1 protein-coding gene is annotated in these 599 nt (G+C 68.1%); it reads left to right on the top strand.

All coding sequences use genetic code 11. The features are described from left to right. Positions 1-227: 227 nt before the first annotated feature. The coding region (locus tag B5M43_RS14940) for a transposase (protein WP_308068650.1) at positions 228-599 on the top strand (372 nt) is incomplete at its 3' end.

Genomic DNA, 599 nt, shown 5'->3' with positions numbered 1-599 from the left:
CTCGGTAGCGTGGACGAGCATCGCTTTGAGGGTGACCATCGCTCCGGTGCGATCCTTGACCGCGGTGTCGTGGGCGACTTTCAGCTGCCGGATCATCTCGACCACGCCGTCGGCGCTCTTCGGGACCGCGGTCGCGAACCCCGCGAGGACCGCCTCGGCGCTCTTCGGGACCGCGGTCGCGAACCCCGCGAGGACCGCCGGGCGGCGTTCTCCGTCGGGCGCCGCAGCTGCTGGACGAGTCCTGCACCGGTGTCGACCCTGCCGCGGAGATCCTCATCGTCGCCGGCGACAACCCCGAGCGCATCAAGGGCGAGGCCGCGTTCGCGAAGCTCGCCGGCATCAGCCCCAGCCCCACAGGGTCGGCCATGACCAGCGGGAAGCATCGCATCAACCATGGCGGTCCCCGCCAGCTCAATGCCGCGATCTACCGGACCGTCATCGTGAGGATGAGATTCCACGAGCCGACGATCGCCTACGTCGCCCGACGCACCGCCGAAGGCAAGAGCAAACGCGACATCATCCGCTGCCTCAAGCGCTACGTCATCCGCGAGGTCTACCACCTCGTCAAGACCGACCCCAGAACCGGCGAAATCGCGAGT

It is taken from the genome of Microbacterium sp. MEC084, assembly GCF_004514465.2.
Classification (GTDB): Bacteria; Actinomycetota; Actinomycetes; order Actinomycetales; family Microbacteriaceae; genus Microbacterium.
Note: the sequence above shows the minus strand (reverse complement) of the source record. Positions and strands in the feature narration are given on the sequence as shown.